The organism is Citrobacter sp. VF227, assembly GCF_052950715.1.
The window spans coordinates 1-593 of record NZ_JBRFVF010000169.1 but is presented as its reverse complement, the minus strand read 5'-3'; the positions used below and the strand labels follow the sequence as shown (position 1 = coordinate 593).

Below are 593 nucleotides of genomic sequence, written 5' to 3'. Positions count from 1 at the left end.
CGTGAGGATGCCGGCGATCCGTCAGGGACAGCCTTCACCACGCGAGACGACACCGCCGTCTTCGCGAGCGGAGCGATCCAGCAGCGCCACGGTCGTGATGACGGGTGTGCGGCGGCGATCGGCCGCTCAACCGCCCGGCGGCGTCAACCCGAAGATCGCCCGCGCCTGATCGGGGGTGGCCGGCTCCCGGTCGAGATGGGCCAGCAGGCTCACCGCCTTCTCCACCAGGGCGGCGTTGCTCGGCGCGAGCCGGCCCCTCGACAGGTACAGGTTGTCCTCCAGCCCGACCCGGACGTTGCCGCCCATCCCGGCCGCCACCGCGAGGATCGGGAACTCCTCCCGGCCGATGCCGAAGGCCGACCAGACCGCGTCCTCCGGCAGCCCCGCCCGCATCGCCACGAGCGTCTCGGGCGTCGCCCGGGCGCCCCAGGGGATGCCGAGGCAGGTCTGGAACAGGGGCGGGCGCGCCAGATGCCCCTCGGCGATCAGGTGCCGGGCCAGCTCGATCTGGCCGAGGTCGAACACCTCGATCTCGGGCTTCACGCCCGCGTCGCGGATGTGACCCGCCATCGCCCGCAGATGGCCCGGCGTGT

Annotated in this window: 1 protein-coding gene; it reads right to left on the bottom strand. The window is 73.4% G+C overall.

The window, feature by feature from the left end:
* Positions 1–126: 126 nt before the first annotated feature.
* Positions 127–593 (bottom strand): 3-keto-5-aminohexanoate cleavage protein (locus tag ACU8YC_RS25705; RefSeq protein WP_446896065.1); only part of this gene is annotated, 467 nt, incomplete at its 5' end.